Origin of the sequence: Actinoplanes sp. CA-051413 (genome assembly GCF_050955795.1) — a bacterium.
Lineage (GTDB): Bacteria > Actinomycetota > Actinomycetes > Mycobacteriales > Micromonosporaceae > Actinoplanes.
In genome coordinates this window covers 7,602,220-7,616,443 of record NZ_CP192100.1, presented here as the reverse complement: position 1 = coordinate 7,616,443, position 14,224 = coordinate 7,602,220, and the positions used below count along the sequence as shown (strand labels likewise).

Here is a 14,224-nt window from a genome sequence, read left to right as displayed (position 1 = left end):
GCCCGCCGCTTCGCGGCTCTGCACGTCGAGCTGCGGGGATTCAGATCCGGCCGGCAGTCAGATCGGCAGGCTGCGCATCATCGGGTGCGCCGGCAGCGTCGGGCACCTCAGCAGCGTCTGACGGCGCCGAGCCTTCCATCCGGACCGCCGCGATCCCGCCCAGGATCAACGCCCCGCCCACGAACTGCAGCGGCGTCAGCTTCTCGCCCAGCAGCAGCCACGCGAACATGGACGCCGACACCACTTCGAGCAGCCCGATGAACGACGCCAGCCGGGAGCCGAGGATGGCCGAGGCGGCGATTCCTGACGCGTACGCCACGGCCGTGCCGATGACCGCGACCACCAGCAGCGGCGCCCACCACGGCACGGTGGTGTCGAACAGTGACAGGTCGCCGTAGGTTGCCGTGAACGGCAGCAGGCCGGTTGTGCTGATCAGCGCCAGGACGACGCCGGCCAGCAGCAGGCCCGAGCCGGCCAGGGCCACCGGGGGCAGGCCGTCGGCGGGGCGGGCGGCGATGGCGAAGTACGCCGCGCAGCCGATCGCCGCGCTGAAGGCGATGGCCAGGCCGATCGGGTCGACCGCTTGCAGGGCGCCGGGGCCGATCACCAGGACCAGGCCGCCGACCGCGAGCACCGAACCCAGCAGGACCGTGGCCCGGGGCATCCGCCGGGTGGTCGCCCAGGCGAACGCGACCAGCAGCAGCGGCGCCAGGTATTCGATCAGCAGGGCCGTTGCTACCGGGATGCGCTGGATGGCGGCGAAGTAGGCGGCCTGGGTGAATGCCACGCCGACCAGGCCCATGCCCAGCACGCGCCAGCGTGCCCGCCACAGTGCCGCCCATCTGCCGCGCAGTGAGAAGAGCACGAACGGCAGCAGGACGAGACCCGCGGTGAGCGCCCGGGCGGTGACGGCCGCGACTGGTGACCAGCCCGCCTCCAGCATGGGCTTGATGAAGGCGCCGGACGTGCTGAACGAGACGCAGGAGATCAGGGCGGCGATCAGGCCCGTGGACATCGACGGCGTTTTCATGGCGGCTCCCCGGGCTCGGCCAGTCTGTCATGGGCTAAATTGGCTTACGGTCCTGACGCTAGGCCCGTACCAGTGAGGAGTCAAATTGCTTTTTGCCCCTGACACGGAGGAGTCGCTGGCCTTCGTCGTGGTGCTCGGCAACACCGAGGCCGGGGCGTCGCGCAGTGGTGACGACGAACTCGTGACCGTCGATCAGCTAACCGAGCTGCTGACCCGCTTCGCCTACACCGGGCGCATCGACCATGACGAGGTGGAGCTGCGCGAGGTGCGGCAGGCCCGCGCCCAGCTCCGGCGGGTGTGGACCCTCGAGCGCGACGACGCCGTCGAGTCCGTCAACGGGATGCTGCGCGATGCGAACGCCCTGCCGTTTCTCACCCGGCACGATGCGCTGGACTGGCATCTGCACGCGACCTCGCCCGACGCGCCGCTCGCGGAACGCATCCGGGCCGAGGCGGCCCTGGCCCTCATCGACGTGATCCGGATGAACGAGATGCGCCGGCTGCGGGTCTGTGAGGCCGACGACTGCACCGGCCTGCTGCTCGACCTCTCCCGCAACGGCCTCAAGCGGTTCTGCAGCGTGCGCTGCGGCAACCGGATGAACATGATCGCCTTCCGGGAGCGGCGTTCGGGGACGGGCCGGCCGTCGTGAATTCGGTTGCCGGTGATCGCCGGCAGCGCCTACTTTCGGTGCGCACCTCCCGGTGCGCAGGCGACGGCTACTTCCGCTCATAACGGGGAGACGCGGGTTCGAATCCCGCTACCGTCCTCGGACGGTTCGACCAGCGGCCCAGGTCACCTAGGCCCGCAAGGGCCAGTCTCCGTCGCCGCTTCGATCTCGGGAGGCGCGACGTCAGGGGGACGTGATGGCCAAGTTCAACCGACCGGTGAAGCCGGTGACGACAGCTCAGGGCGCACCCGGTTTCCTGCGGGAGCCGCGCGCCGAGCTCTTCCTGCTCGGTGTCTCGCTCATGGTCGGCGAGGACACCTTCTACGAGGGTGCCGACGAGCGCGACCTGCGGTTCCGCGCCCTCGTCGCCGAGGTGGCCGTCGCCGATCCGCAGTGGTTCGCCGGGTTCGTGCGGTGGCTGCGGACCGCTGCGATGGTTCGGTCCGCCGCGGTCGTCGCCGCCTTGGAGGGCGCCCGCGCGCAGGTCGCCGCCGGCATCCCCGGCTCGCGGTCCATCGTGGACAGTGCTCTGCAGCGGCCGGACGAGCCGGGCGAGGCGCTCGCGTACTGGCTGGGCCGGTACGGCCGGTCGCTGCCCAAGCCGGTCAAGCGGGGCATCGCCGACGCGGTGGTACGGCTCTACCACGAGCGCAGCCTGCTCAAGTACGACACCGACGCCCGTCCGGTGCGCTTCGGTGACGTCATCGATCTCACCCACCCGACGGCGAAGGACGAGCGGCAGGGTGAGCTGTTCCGGCACGCGCTGGACCGGCGGCACAAGCGGGACAACCCCGTACCGTCCGCGCTGACCCTGCTCACCGCGCGGGCCGGGCTGATGGCCCTGCCGGTGGAGCAGCGGCGTGGGATCACCGACCCCGCGGTGCTGCACGCGGCCGGGATGACGTGGGAGGCGCTGGCCGGATGGCGGCAGGCGGCCATGGACGCGACGGCCTGGGAGTCGATCATTCCGAGCATGGGTTACCTGGCGTTGCTGCGGAATCTGCGCAACTTCGACCAGGCCGGCGTGAGTGACGCGGTGGCCGCCACGGTGGCTGCCCGGCTGGCCGATCCCGATGAGGTCGCGCGGTCCCGGGCGCTGCCGATGCGGTTCCTGTCGGCGTTCAACGCGGCGCCGAGCCTGCGGTGGGCGTACCCGTTGGAGCAGGGCCTGCAGCAGGCGCTGGCGAACGTGCCGGCCCTGGGCGCACGGACCCTGATCCTGATCGACACCTCGGGGTCGATGACCACCGGCTTCAGCCGGGACGGCACGCTGCGCTGCTGGGACGCCGCCACGGTCTTCGGCCTCGCGCTGAGCGCGCGAGCCTGGGACGCGACCGTGGTGTCGTTCTCCGACGACTCCAGGGTGTTCCCGCGGGTGGCCGGCGAGTCGGTGCTGGCCGCGGTGCGCCGGTTCAAGGCGGACGGCTACTTCCTCGGCCGGGGCACGGACACCGAGCGGGCGGTCCGGAAGCACTACGCCGAGCATGACCGGGTGGTGATCCTGACCGACGAGCAGGCGCACTGGCACGGCGCTCGTGATGTCGCGGCCGCGGTGCCGGCGCGGGTGCCGGTGTACACGTGGAACCTGGCCGGCTACCGGGCCGGGCACACCCCGGTGGCCGGGAACAGGTTCACCTTCGGTGGCCTGTCCGACGCCGCGTTCTCGATGATCCCGCTGATCGAGGCCGGCGCCCGCGCGCAGTGGCCGTTCGCCCACGGAGATGAGGACGAGCAGCACGTTCAGCCGGTGGCGGCGGCGTAGCAGGCGCCGTAGCCGTCGGCGCGCGCCACGATCCGGCCCGCAGCGACCCGGACCGCGAACTCGGTCGCGTCGCTGCGGGCCGGCAGCCCCGCAGCGGCGGCGAGAGCACCGCCGTTGCCGGCCGGCAGTCCCGCAGCGGCCGCGAGCGCGCCGGTGTCGTCGTGCACGATCTGCAGGCTGGGCCGCGCCGAAGCCGGGAAAGCGGCCCGCAGGTCCGCCCGCAGCTCGGCCACGACCAGGCGTGCGAGCGGGGACACCTCGTCGGGGGTGCCGGTGACCAGCGCGACGGTCACCTGCGCTCCGGCCGGCGCGGCGCGGACCGCTTCCTCGACCGCGCCGAGACGGTGCATTCCCAGCACCGCGACCACGCCGTCCCGGTCCAGCCGGGCCGGCGCGGCGCGCAGGGCGTCCGGCAGCGCCGGGGGTGACCACGGCTCGTCGACCGTCTCGGCCGCGGGCACGTAGGGCAGGTGCGGCGGGCCCCAGTCGTCGTCCAGTTCCAGGCCGGCGAGCATCTCGCAGACCGTCACCATCGCGAAGGGCTCGCCGAAGCCCGGTGCCACCGCGGCGAGCCGGCCGGCACCGTGCATGGCCGTCAGGGCGGCCTCGGCGACCCGGACCATTCGCGGCGCACCCGGCGGCAGATTCTCCAGCGCGAGCCCCAGCACGATCGCGGTCAGGTTGGTCAGCTGGGCGTAGGCCTGGCGGGTCTCGCCGGCGAGGATCTCCGGGAGCAGGTCGAGCTGTTGCTTCTCGGTGGCCAGGGGGAGCCGGGCCAGCCGGGCCCGGGCGAAGTCGCCCAGGGCCGCCTTCGTGGTGCGGGCGGTCGGCGGGTACTGCGGCTCCGGCGCCTGCTCGGCGATCTCGGCCAGGACCGTGAAATACAGCGCCTGCTTACTGGCGGGCGACCGGGTCAGCCCGGCCCGCTCGGCGATCACGTCGAGGTCGGCGTCGTGGTAGCCGCGCTCGGTGAACTCGGCCCGGGCGGCGGCCAGCACCCTGGCCCGGTCGTGCTCCGGTGTCGTCATGCCCGGTGCCAGCCCAGGGCCGGCCCGAGGGCGCCCGCGATGTCGGTGAGGATCTGCACGTAGTCATCGTGGCCGAAGGTGAACGGCAGGGCGAACGCCACCTCGTCGATCTCGCGGAACGCCGGGTGCGCGTAGAGCCGCTCGGCGATCTCGGCCGCGGGGCCGACCAGGTCCGGGGCGAACATCATCCGGGCCGGTCCCTGCGGCGTGGCGGTGCGCGGGGTGCGCTTGCGGGCGTACTCCTCGTATCTGGCCCGCTGGTCGGCGGTCGCGTTGTCGGTCGGGATGACCACCAGGCCCTGCGAGACGCGGGCGCGGTCGCCGTCGGGGTGGTGGGCGCGGAACTCGCGGATGTGCGACAGCTGGATCTCGGCGAAGTCCGTCGACTCCTCCGCCTTGACCACGCTGCTGGTCAGGAAGTTCATGCCGTTCTCGCCGGCCCAGCGGGCGGAGCGCAGGCTGGCCCCGCCGTACCAGAGGCGCCGGCCCAGGCCCGCGGCGTGCGGCTGGACCCGGTCGGAGAACACCTCGAAGCCCTCGACGCCGCTGAAGTCGGTGGCCGGCTCGCCCCGGATGAAGCCGAGCAGCCGCCGTACGCGCTCGTAGCTGAAGTCCTCGGCGTCCGCGGTGTCCGGGTAGAGCGCGCCCTTGACCTGCTCGTAGTGCATCGGTGGCCCGACGCTGAGGCCCGGGTTGAGCCGGCCGCCGGACAGGATGTCGACCGTGGCCAGGTCCTCGGCCAGCCGCAGCGGGTTCTCCCAGCCCAGCGGGATGACCGCGGTGCCGAGCTCGATCCGGGTGGTGCGCTGGGTGGCGGCGGCCAGCACCGCGACGGGGGAGGAGATGCCGTACTGCAGGTGCCGGTGGCGGACCCAGGCGCTGTCGAAGCCCAGCCGCTCGCCCAGCTCGATGATCTCCAGGGTCGACTCGTGGCCGGCGCGCGGATCGTCGCCGTCGAACAGGCCGATGGTCAGGAAGCCCAGCTTGCGCAGCGGGATCGACGGAACGGGCACGGTGCTTCTCCTCGGCAGGCGACTCACCCGATCTTGCTGCGTACGGCCGCGTTCGCCAAGCAGCCATTGACTTTACATCGATGACAATGTTTATTGTTCAGCGTCTTACCTATTAAGGTCGTCCCCACCGGCGCCTCCGTTCCGCAAGGAAGGTCCCCCGCATGAAGCGCCGTTCCACGCTCCTCGCCGTCCTGACCTCTGCCGCTGTGGCGGGCACGTTCGGTGTCCTCGGCATCACCAGCGCCGACGCCGCCGCGCTCAACCCGGCGGTCGCCCCCGGCGGCAACTTCAACCTCGGCGTCTGGAGCCTGCAGCTGCCCTCCGGGTCGCCGGGCTCGCCCACCACCATCCCCCCGTCCCAGCTCAAGGGGGCCAACGGTTACACCAACCCGGCGTACTTCTTCACCGACAAGACCGACGGGTCGATGACGTTCTGGGCCCCGGAGAAGGGCGTGACCACCCCCAACTCCAAATACGCCCGCTCCGAGCTGCGCGAGATGAACGCCAACGGCAGCGCGGCCGACTGGCGGCTGGCCGGCTCGCACAAGCTCACCGCCAACCTGCGCATTCCGCACGTGACCAAGAACGTGTGCGTCGGCCAGATCCACCTCGGTTCGGGCGGCCCGTCGACCAAGCCCCTGGTCGAGCTCTATTACCGGCCCAACGGCGACATCTACTTCGGTACGGAGATCTCGCCGGCCGGCGGTCAGGACGTCCGCAAGGTCGGCAACGTCCCGCTCGGCACCCGGTGGGACTACACCATCGCGGTGTCCGGCGGTAACCGGGTCAACCTGACCATCAACGGCACCACCACGAGCTACGCCATCCCGTCGTCGTTCAACCCGTACGGGATGTATTTCAAGGCCGGCTCGTACAACCAGTCCTCGTCCGAGAGCACCTCGAACGGGGCCAAGGTGAAGTTCTACACGCTGACTGTGACGCACGGCTGATTGTGCCCGGGGCAGCTCGGGGCATAGTGATCCGTTGTGACGGACACACCAGCGCCGAGCTGCCCCACCTACACCCGCCTGTACGAGGCCGGGGAAGTGGTGGCCGAGGGTTTCGACCCGCACGAGATCACCGACCAGCTGCGGGCGCACCCCAAGGCGGTGCTGTGGCTGGACCTGTTCGACCCGGACGAGAACGACCTGAAGGCCGTCGCCGCCGAGTTCCGGCTGCACCCGCTGGCCGTCGAGGACGCCGTGCACGACCACCAGCGGCCCAAGGTCGACCGCTATCCCGGTCACCTGTTCATGAACGTCTACGCCGTGCACGTCGACACCGCGGCTCCCGGTCCGGCGATGCACAAGACCGAGATCAGTTCCTTCATCACCGAGCGGGCGCTGATCACCGTCCGCAAGTCGCAGAGCGACCTCACGCCGCTGATCCGGCGTTGGGACGCCGACGCGGAGCTGGCGCCGGAGGGCGGTGTCGGCTTTCTCGTCTACGGCCTGCTCGACGTCATCGTGGACGGCCACTTCGCGGCCGCCCGCCTCCTCGACGAGGCGATGGACAAGACCGAGGACGACATGCTGGAGGAGGGCGGCGCGCCGCGCAGCGTGCGGATGTACGGCTTCGCGCTGCGCAAGACCCTGGCCGCACTGCGCCGGCCGGTCGCGCCGATGGCCGGGCTCATCGCCGACGTCATGCGGGCCGACACCGAGATGATCGTCGAGCACCTGGAGCCGTACTACCGCGACGTCGACGACCACGCGCGGCGGGCCATCGAGACCATCGACAGCGCCCGGGACCGGATCAACGGACTGCTCGAGGCGGACCTCAACGAGCAGAGCAATGCCCTCAACGACGTGACCCGCAAACTCGCCGCCTGGGCCGCGATCATCGCCGTGCCGACGGCCCTGACCGGCTTCTTCGGACAGAACGTGCCGTACTGGGGTTACGAGAAGTTCTGGGGCTTCCTGCTGAGCCTGGGAATGATCGTCGGATCCGCGGCGGGACTGTATCTGTATCTGAAGCGGCGCGGGTGGTTGTGACATCGCGTACCCTGCCCGTGGATCTTCAACGGGGGAGGGCTCGATGGTCGCGCTGGTGCTCGGGGCCGTCCGCGCCCGTACCGCGCAGGTTCTGACTGTCCTGATCCTCACCGGCCTGATCGCCGCCGTGGCGGCCGCCGGCCCCTGGTACGCGATCGCCGCCTCCTCCCGCGCCGCCGACGGTGACGTCGCCGCGGCTCCGGCGGCCCAGCGCATGCTCTCCGTGCGGCAGAACGCCGAGACCGACGGCGCGCCGCAGCCCGCGCTCGACACCTTCCGGGCCTCCGTCGACCGGCTGCTGCCCATCGCCGACCTGCGGCCGGTGCTCGGCATGACGGTGGCGCTGACCGCCGACCGCGGCGAGGCCAGCCCGACGATGTCGATCAGTTACCGCGAGGAGTTCTGCACCCACGTCTTCCTCACCGGGCCGTGCCCGGCGGCCCCGGGTGAGGTGGCGATCAGCCAGGACACCGCCGAGCAGCTCGGCCTGGCGCCCGGCGACAAGCTGGTGCTGCGCGCCTCGCAGAACACGGTGCCGGTCGAGCTGCGGATCGTCTCGCGCTACGTGGTGAGCGATCCGGCCGGCGAGTACTGGAGCAACAAGCTGTTCCGGGCCAACGGCGGCCTGGAGCCGGCGTTCACCCCGGTCGGGACCTTCACCGGGGACGGGCTCACCGATCCCACCCTGACCTACGACGTGGGCGTGCCGCAGGCGCTGATCCGCGGGGACGACGGTTACAACCTGGCCGCCGTCGTCCGCGGGGCGGAGGCGGACTTCGACGCGGCCGGGCTGCGCCTGGTCAACCCGACGGCGGAGCTGCTGCGCACGATCGCCGGGGACCGGCGCACGATCCGCGAGGCCGTCGCCGTCGCGCTCTGCCAGGTGCTGGTGCTCGGCCTGTTCGCGATCGGGCTGGCCGGCCGCTACACCGGCCGCGAGCGGCGCGGTGACGCCGCCCTGCTGAAGCTGCGCGGCAGCACCCGGCGCGGCATGCTGTGGCTGGCCCTGGGCCAGCACGTGGTGCCGCTGCTGGCGGGCGCGCTGGTCGGGGCGCCGCTGGGCTTCCTCGCCGCCCGGCTGCTGGCCGGCCCGGTGCTCGGCCCGACCGACCGGCTGGAGGCGCTCGGCCTGTCCGCCGCGGCGGTGGGCCTGGTCGTCGCGGGCGGCCTGCTCGTGCTGTTCGCGGTGGAGGCGGCCGTGCTGCGGCTGCCGGTCGGACAACTGCTGAGCCGGGTCTCCGCCGGCCGCCGGGACTGGCGGGCCGACGTCATCGACCTCGTGCTCATCGCCGTGGCGGTCGGTGCCGCGTACCAGGTCCGGGCCGGGCGCAGCACCGGCGGCCTGGCGCTGGTCGCGCCCGCACTGGTCGCCCTCGCGGTGGCGCTGCTGCTGGCCCGGTTGTTCGGCCGGATCGCCGATCGCGGCGGCAGTGCCGCCCTGCGCGCCGGCCGGCTGCGGCTCGGCCTGGTGGCCGCGCAGACCGCCCGCCGGCCCGGCGCCCACCGGGTCTTCGCCCTGGTCGCGGTGGCGGTCGCGGTCTTCACCGGTACGGCGGGCAGCTGGTCCGCCGGCCGCGAGGCGCGCACCCAGCGCAGCGAGGTCGAGCTGGGCGCCCCCCGGGTGCTCACCGTGCAGGCCACCAACCGCACCGCTCTGCAGCACGCGGTCCGGGCCGCCGACCCGGGTGGCACCCAGGCGATGGCCGTGGTGATCAACCGCGACAGCACCCCGCCGGTCGTGGCTGTCGACAGCTCCCGGCTCGCCGCGATCGCCGTCTGGCGACCCGAGTACGGCCTGCCGGACGCCCTGGGGGCGGCGACCCGCGCCACCCCGTTGCCGCCCGCCGCGATGGTCACCGGCAGCCGGCTGACCCTGCGGGTGCGCAACGCCGACAGCCAGCCGGTTGTGGTCACCGCCGTCCTGCAGCACGAGGCGACCGGCGTGAGCCGCTCCGTCGACTTCGGACCGGTCAAGCCGGGCGAGCACCGGGTGCGCGCCCGGGTCAGCGGCTGCACCGAGGCGCCGGGATGCCGGCTGGTCCGCTGGCAGCTGTCGTCGCCGGCCGGCCGCGACGGCCGGCTCGGCCTGCCGTCCAGCAGTGCCGCGGTGACCATCCGCGGCCTGTCGCAACAGGAGCCGTCCACCGAGGTCCTGAACGCGGCCTCGCTGGGTGACCCGCGGCGGTGGCGCCCCGACTTCTCGGCCGCCGCGATGGACGTCTCCGCCACCGCCGGCGCCCTCACCCTGCGGATGGACCGCAACGAGACCGGCAGCAACTCGCCACCCGGCAACCGGGTGTTCGCCGTGGACGCCGCGTTGCCGCTGCCGGTCGTGATGGCCGGGCCGCAGCCGCCGGCCTGGCAGTTCAGCGACGCGGTCGTCTACGCGTTCGGCGGTCCGGCCGTCCGGGTCCGGGTGGCCGGCACCGCGCCGGTGCTCCCGGTGGTCGGCGGCGCCGGGGTGCTGGTGGACCTGGACACCGCCCGCCGGATCGCGGCCGAGTCGGATCTCGGTGGCACGTACCAGGTCTGGCTGTCCGCGGACGCCCCGCAGTCGGTGCTCACGGCATTACGGGCCGGCGGCCTGACCGTGCTCGACGACGCCACGGTGGCCGAGCAGGCCGGCCGGCTGGAGGACCAGGGCACCGCGGTCGGCGCGACCTTCGCCATGCTGGCCGCGATGGTCGGCCTGCTGCTCGCCGCGGCGGCCGTCGCGGTGGCCGCGGCCGTCGAACGCGGCCCGCAGCTCGATCAGCTGTCCGCGCTGCGGCTGCAGGGTCTGCCGCTGCGCACGGCCGTCACCATCGGGTACGCCGGCAGCGCCGCCCTCGTGGTCGCAGGTCTGCTGGCCGGTCTGCTGGCAGCGGCCGTGGCCCGCCCCGCCGTGGGGGTCACCGTCCGGCCGTTCACCGACAACTGGACGTTGATCCCACCGCCGGGTGCCCTCGGCCCGGCCGCGCTGCTAGTGGCCGGGCTGCTCGCACTGCTCACCCTCGGCGTGACCAGCTGGCTCGCCGTCCGCCCGCTGGTTCGTGACCTGCACGGGAGCAGCCGATGATGGCCCTGGTCCTGGCGATGGTGTGGAGCCGGCGTGGCCAGGCGCTCACCCTCGCGCTGCTCGCCATGATCAGCGTCGCCGCCGCGGTTGCCGCGCCCGCGTACGTGCAGGCCGCTGACCGGGCCGTCGCCGCCGGGCAGGTCGAGACCGCCCTGCCTCGGGAACGCAGCCTGCAGGTCAGCAAGATCGAGGACGCGCGGGCCGAGGGCGACAGCCTCAGCTTCACCAACGTCGGTCCGGCCCTGGTCGCGTTCCCCGGCTTCGGCAACGTCTTCTCGGCCGAGTATCCGACGCTGGGCATCGAGCCGGACGTGAAGCTGCGGTCCCGGTTCGTCTACCGGCAGGACGTCTGCGGCCACCTGAGCATCGTGGCCGGGCGGTGCCTCATCAGTGAGGGCGAGGTGGTCATCGGCGAGCAGACCGCGCGGCGGCGGTCACTGGCGCCCGGCGACGCCGTCGAGCTGACGTACGCGGAGTTCAGCCAGGATCCGCGGACGCCGTACTTCGAGCCGAAGGGGCAGCCCAAGCGGGTGACCGTGGTGGGCACGTACCGGGTGCCCGACCCCACGGCGGTGTACTGGGGCACGCACGGCTATTTCGCCGCCGATCCCGGACCGCGCGCGGGGGAGCCGGTGTTCGCCGACTACGCCACGCTGTCCACGATGGACCACGGCAACACGCAGCTCGCCATCGACAGCGCCGCCGGGCCGGGCGCCCTGGACGTCGACAAGCTCGCCGGGGTCCAGGCCGCGCTGGACGGGCTGCGGGACATGACCATCAAGATCGGGGCGCCGATCCTGACCGAGACCGGCATCCCGGACCTGCTCGCGCGGATCGAGGCCGGTCGCGCCGCGGCCCGGGTGATCGTGCCGGTCATCGCCGTGCCGCTGGTCCTGCTCTCCTGCTTCGTCATCTTCCTGGCGGTCGGGTACGGCACCGAGGGCCGCCGCCCCGAGCTGGCCGTCGTGGCCCTGCGCGGCGCGCGCTGGTGGGAACGCTGGTGGCTGGCCACCGGCGAGAGCCTGGTCGCCATCGTGCTCGGCGCCCTGCTCGGCTGTCTGGCCGGGCAGCTGCTGGTGAACGCCATCGCGGCCGCGCGGTTCCCCGGAGTGGGCGTCGCCCCGGCCTTCTCCTCGCTGCGGTACGCCCCGCTGGCCGCGCTCGCCGCCGTCCTGGCCGCCCTGCTGGCCCAGCGCCGGCAGCTGCTCAGCCCGGTCTCGGCGTTGCTGCGCCGGCTGCCCGTCACCGGCCGCCGCCCGCCGGTCCTGGACCTGACGGTGGCCCTGCTGGCGATCATCACCGGCGTCCAGCTCAACCTGTCCGGCGACCCGACCGGGGCCGGCCTGTTCGCGCCGGCCCTGATCGTCTTCGCCTTCGCCCTGGTGGTGGGCCGGGCCCTGCTTCCGGTCGTCACCCGTTTCGCGGTCCGCGCGCTGCGCCGGGGCCGGCTCGGCATGGCCCTGGCCGGCCTGCAACTGTCCCGCCGCTCCGGCGCCCGGGGCCTGTTCGCGATGCTGGTCGCGGCCGTGGCCGTCGCCGGTTACGCGGCCTGCGCCGCCGATGTGGGCGCCCGCGACCGGGCCGTGCAGGCGACCCTGGGCACCGGCGCCGACCGGGTCCTGACCGTTGAACCCGGCACACCGCAGCAGCTCCTCACAGCCGTACGGGCAGTCGACCCGGAGGGCGCGTTCGCGATGGCCGTCGCCCGCACCCCGGGCAGCGGCGTCGGCGAGCCGCCCGGTCTCGCCGTGGACAGCACCCGGCTGGCCACCGTGGCCAACTGGGCCGGCGGGCCCGACGCCGCCGAGGTGGCCCGGGCGTTGCGTCCGGCCGCCCCCGAGCCGATCGTCATCCCCGGCCGGGACCTCAACGTCAGCGTCACCGCCAGCGGGCTCGAGGGCAGCCCGCCGTTGCGGCTGACGGTCACCGTCACCTCGGTGACCGGGCTGGGCTCGGCCACCGTCGCGTTCGGCGAGCTGCAGGACGGCCCCTACACGTACGGGCAGCGGGTGCCGGTGTGCCGGGCGGGCTGCCGGGTCGACGGCCTTCAGATCACCGTCATCGGCGGGACGAACGGGGTCCGCTGCCGGCTGATCCTGACCGGACTGGGCAGCATCAACCCGGTCCGGGCAGCGTTGCCGGCCGCCGAGCTCGCCGACGTGGAGCGCTGGCGGATGCCCCGGTTCGGGACGCTCACCGCCGTCCCCGCCGGTCTCCAGGTCGACCTCGACGCGCCGGGAGGGCTGCCCGACGGCGCCTGGATCCAGCCGGCGGACACGCCCTCGCCGCTGCCGGTGGCCGGGGCCGGGCGCAGCACGGACGACACGATCACCGGCCTGGACGGGCAGCTGGTGCCGGTCACCCGGGTCGCCGACCTGCCCGCCGTGCCCCGGCTCGGCCGGCGCGCGACGGTGTCCGACCTGGAATACCTGGACCGCTACGCCACCGCCGCGACCACCACGACGCTGCCCGAGGTCTGGCTGTCCGCGGCCGCGCCCGCCGACACCCTGGACCGGCTGGCCGCGCAGGGCCTGGTCATCACCGGCGACACCCGGGCGTCGGCGGTGCGCGCTCAGCTCGATGAGCAGGGGCCTGCGCTGGCGCTGTGGTTCTACGTGCTCGCCGGGTGCCTGGCGACCCTGCTGGGGGCCGGCGCACTGATCCTGGCCGCGGCCGTGGACCGGGCGCGGCGGGTGCAGGACCTGTCCGCGTTGCGCGCCCAGGGGCTCAACCGGCGGGCGGCGGGGCAGGCGACACTGTGGACGTACCCGATCCTGGCAGTGATCGCCGTGCTCGCCGGCCTGGGCATCGCCCTGGCCGGCTGGGGACTGACCGGCTGGACCCTGCCGCTGGCCGGCATCAAGCCGGCGCCGTTGCCGTTCGCCGACTGGCCCCGGCCGCTGGTGCTGGCCGCGGCCGGGCTGGCGATGCTGGTCGTGCTGGCCGGGGTGGCCCTGCTGACCGGCCGGGACCTGCGGCGCCGGGTGCGTGCCGCCGGGGTGAACGAGGGAGAGGGCCGATGAGGACGCTGACGGTGGACGCGGCGCAGGTCGCTTACGGCGACGGGGTGCCGGTGCTGCGGGACGTGACCGTGACGGTGCGGCCCGGCGAGATCCTGGCCGTGACCGGCCCGTCCGGGGCGGGCAAGACCACGCTGCTGGCAGCGATGGCGGGCCTGCTGCCGCCGGCCACCGGCCGGGTGCTGGTCGACGGCGGCGAGCTCAAGGACCGTGATCAGGGCGTCGCGCTCGGCGTGGTGCTGATCCCGCAGGAGAACGGGCTGGCGGCGATCCTCACCGCGGCCGAGAACATCGCGGTCGCCGTCATCGCGACCGGTGGCACCCCCGCCGACGCCCGGCGCGGCACCGCCGAGTCGCTCGAACGCGTCGGCCTGGCCGGGCAGGCGGACCAGCTCGTCGACGAGCTCTCCGGGGGCCAGCAGCAGCGCGCCGCGATCGCCCGCGGGCTGGCCCTGCGCGGCGATGTGCTGCTGGCCGACGAGGTGACCAGCGAGCTGGACGCGGCCAACCGGCAGAAGGTGATCGAGCTGCTGCGCGCGGAGGCGGTGCGGGGCGCGGCGGTGGTCTTCGCCACCCACGACCCGGAGGCCGCGGCGGCCTGCGACCACGAACTGCACCTGGCCGACGGCGAGGCGACCTTGGTGCGCTGAGC

General features: G+C 73.5%; 10 protein-coding genes. 7 read left to right on the top strand and 3 right to left on the bottom strand.

The genetic code is table 11. The features are described 5' to 3' along the window. Nucleotides 1–40: 40 nt before the first annotated feature. Nucleotides 41–1,030 (bottom strand): EamA family transporter, encoded by a 990-nt coding sequence (locus ACQP2Y_RS35855; protein ID WP_433720526.1) that lies wholly within the window; start codon nt 1,028–1,030, stop codon nt 41–43. Nucleotides 1,031–1,115: 85 nt separating this feature from the next. On the opposite strand from ACQP2Y_RS35855, the gene ACQP2Y_RS35850 reads away from it, so the two are divergent. Further along, nucleotides 1,116–1,679, top strand: coding sequence for a CGNR zinc finger domain-containing protein (locus ACQP2Y_RS35850; protein WP_433720525.1), 564 nt, complete (start codon nt 1,116–1,118; stop codon nt 1,677–1,679). Nucleotides 1,680–1,923: 244 nt separating this feature from the next. Next, complete coding sequence (locus ACQP2Y_RS35845) at nt 1,924–3,459, top strand: TROVE domain-containing protein (protein WP_433720523.1); 1,536 nt, start codon at nt 1,924–1,926, stop codon at nt 3,457–3,459. Here the strand turns inward: ACQP2Y_RS35845 and ACQP2Y_RS35840 are convergent. Continuing rightward, nucleotides 3,438–4,487, bottom strand: coding sequence for a TetR family transcriptional regulator (locus ACQP2Y_RS35840; RefSeq protein ID WP_433720521.1), 1,050 nt, complete (start codon nt 4,485–4,487; stop codon nt 3,438–3,440). The genes ACQP2Y_RS35845 and ACQP2Y_RS35840 overlap by 22 nt on opposite strands. Then, nucleotides 4,484–5,500, bottom strand: a complete 1,017-nt coding sequence (locus ACQP2Y_RS35835; RefSeq protein WP_433720519.1) for an LLM class flavin-dependent oxidoreductase — start codon at nt 5,498–5,500, stop codon at nt 4,484–4,486. The genes ACQP2Y_RS35840 and ACQP2Y_RS35835 overlap by 4 nt, the downstream gene beginning before the upstream one ends. 161 nt (nt 5,501–5,661) lie before the next feature. On the opposite strand from ACQP2Y_RS35835, the gene ACQP2Y_RS35830 reads away from it, so the two are divergent. The 5 genes from ACQP2Y_RS35830 to ACQP2Y_RS35810 are packed head-to-tail and all read left to right on the top strand — an operon-like array spanning nt 5,662 to nt 14,222. Beyond that, nucleotides 5,662–6,450, top strand: coding sequence for a polysaccharide lyase family 7 protein (locus tag ACQP2Y_RS35830; protein ID WP_433720517.1), 789 nt, complete (start codon nt 5,662–5,664; stop codon nt 6,448–6,450). A gap of 36 nt (nt 6,451–6,486) precedes the next feature. Next, entirely contained in the window at nt 6,487–7,494 is a 1,008-nt protein-coding gene (locus ACQP2Y_RS35825) for a magnesium transporter CorA family protein (protein WP_433720515.1), read from the top strand. 43 nt (nt 7,495–7,537) lie between these two features. Beyond that, on the top strand, nt 7,538–10,552 hold the full coding sequence (locus ACQP2Y_RS35820; protein ID WP_433720513.1) for an FtsX-like permease family protein: 3,015 nt from the start codon (nt 7,538–7,540) through the stop codon (nt 10,550–10,552). After that, the gene (locus ACQP2Y_RS35815) at nt 10,549–13,575 is read left to right on the top strand and encodes an FtsX-like permease family protein (RefSeq protein WP_433720511.1); all 3,027 of its coding nucleotides are present in this window, start codon (nt 10,549–10,551) and stop codon (nt 13,573–13,575) included. Before ACQP2Y_RS35820 ends, ACQP2Y_RS35815 begins: the two co-directional genes overlap by 4 nt. Beyond that, nucleotides 13,572–14,222, top strand: a complete 651-nt coding sequence (locus ACQP2Y_RS35810) for an ABC transporter ATP-binding protein (RefSeq protein ID WP_433720509.1) — start codon at nt 13,572–13,574, stop codon at nt 14,220–14,222. The genes ACQP2Y_RS35815 and ACQP2Y_RS35810 overlap by 4 nt, the downstream gene beginning before the upstream one ends. Nucleotides 14,223–14,224: the final 2 nt, after the last annotated feature.

Excerpts from the sequence above, each read along its gene's own strand:
- ACQP2Y_RS35815 (WP_433720511.1), top strand. The coding sequence starts at position 10,549 with ATGATGGCCCTGGTCCTGGCGATGGTGTGGAGCCGGCGTGGCCAGGCG.
- ACQP2Y_RS35855 (WP_433720526.1), bottom strand. The coding sequence starts at position 1,030 with ATGAAAACGCCGTCGATGTCCACGGGCCTGATCGCCGCCCTGATCTCC.
- ACQP2Y_RS35810 (WP_433720509.1), top strand. The coding sequence starts at position 13,572 with ATGAGGACGCTGACGGTGGACGCGGCGCAGGTCGCTTACGGCGACGGG.
- ACQP2Y_RS35820 (WP_433720513.1), top strand. The coding sequence starts at position 7,538 with ATGGTCGCGCTGGTGCTCGGGGCCGTCCGCGCCCGTACCGCGCAGGTT.
- ACQP2Y_RS35830 (WP_433720517.1), top strand. The coding sequence starts at position 5,662 with ATGAAGCGCCGTTCCACGCTCCTCGCCGTCCTGACCTCTGCCGCTGTG.
- ACQP2Y_RS35840 (WP_433720521.1), bottom strand. The coding sequence starts at position 4,487 with ATGACGACACCGGAGCACGACCGGGCCAGGGTGCTGGCCGCCGCCCGG.